Annotated in this window: 6 tRNA genes and 1 rRNA gene; all 7 read left to right on the top strand. The window is 47.5% G+C overall.

Going from position 1 to position 966, the window contains the following annotated elements:
- Nucleotides 1–122: 122 nt before the first annotated feature.
- A 5S ribosomal RNA gene (gene rrf, locus ACNA6I_RS23050) occupies nucleotides 123–239 on the top strand.
- Nucleotides 240–246: 7 nt separating this feature from the next.
- Nucleotides 247–321, top strand: a tRNA-Asn gene (locus ACNA6I_RS23045).
- A 2-nt stretch (nucleotides 322–323) separates the two neighbouring features.
- Nucleotides 324–396: transfer RNA gene (locus tag ACNA6I_RS23040), tRNA-Thr, on the top strand.
- Between the two features lie 28 nt (nucleotides 397–424).
- Nucleotides 425–499 (top strand) — tRNA-Glu (locus ACNA6I_RS23035).
- 11 nt (nucleotides 500–510) lie between these two features.
- Nucleotides 511–586, top strand: a tRNA-Val gene (locus ACNA6I_RS23030).
- A 148-nt stretch (nucleotides 587–734) separates the two neighbouring features.
- Nucleotides 735–810: transfer RNA gene (locus tag ACNA6I_RS23025), tRNA-Thr, on the top strand.
- Between the two features lie 14 nt (nucleotides 811–824).
- Nucleotides 825–908 (top strand) — tRNA-Tyr (locus ACNA6I_RS23020).
- Nucleotides 909–966: the final 58 nt, after the last annotated feature.

Below are 966 nucleotides of genomic sequence, written 5' to 3'. Positions count from 1 at the left end.
TGATACGCCGGTAATGATTGACTATCAACCCTTTATCTAGTTTTCAGGGAATAATTTTTAAATTACCCCTTGAAAAACCTTGAAAATATTATATAATAATATTTGTCATTGTAAGCAATTTGTCTGGTGACATTGGCGAAGAGGTCACACCCGTTCCCATGCCGAACACGGAAGTTAAGCTCTTCAGCGCCGATGGTAGTTGGGGGATCTCCCCCTGCGAGAGTAGGACGTCGCCAGGCTAACCATTCCACAGTAGCTCAGTGGTAGAGCTATCGGCTGTTAACCGATCGGTCGCAGGTTCGAGTCCTGCCTGTGGAGCCATTGCTTCCATAGCTCAGCAGGTAGAGTGCTTCCATGGTAAGGAAGAGGTCACCGGTTCGAGCCCGGTTGGAAGCTTTCTTTTTTTTTGAGAAACATCAGGACTGGCCCATTGGTCAAGCGGTTAAGACACCGCCCTTTCACGGCGGTAACACGGGTTCGAATCCCGTATGGGTCACCATTTTTACACACGGAGGATTAGCTCAGCTGGGAGAGCATCTGCCTTACAAGCAGAGGGTCGGCGGTTCGATCCCGTCATCCTCCACCATCGTTTTTTCACACAGCGAAGCGGAGTGAAAATAACGTACCATAAGCTCTTTTTATTAACACACAAGCCTAAAACAATCACCTTCACGGGTTTTTATTTTTAGTTGGGTGGATGCAAAGAGTGTTGCTGATCAAGTACAACTGAACATGCCGGTGTAGCTCAACTGGTAGAGCAACTGACTTGTAATCAGTAGGTTGGGGGTTCAAGTCCTCTTGCCGGCACCATTTTTCCTTTAGCTGGAGGGGTAGCGAAGTGGCTAAACGCGGCGGACTGTAAATCCGCTCCTTCGGGTTCGGCAGTTCGAATCTGCCCCCCTCCACCATTTTGTATAATCTTTTGTGAAATGGACATCCTTATAAATGTCCCTTTTTTATGCCATT

This window comes from Rossellomorea sp. FS2, assembly GCF_047915635.1.
Lineage (GTDB): Bacteria > Bacillota > Bacilli > Bacillales > Bacillaceae_B > Rossellomorea > Rossellomorea marisflavi_A.
This window is presented reverse-complemented; position numbering and strand designations above follow the sequence as displayed.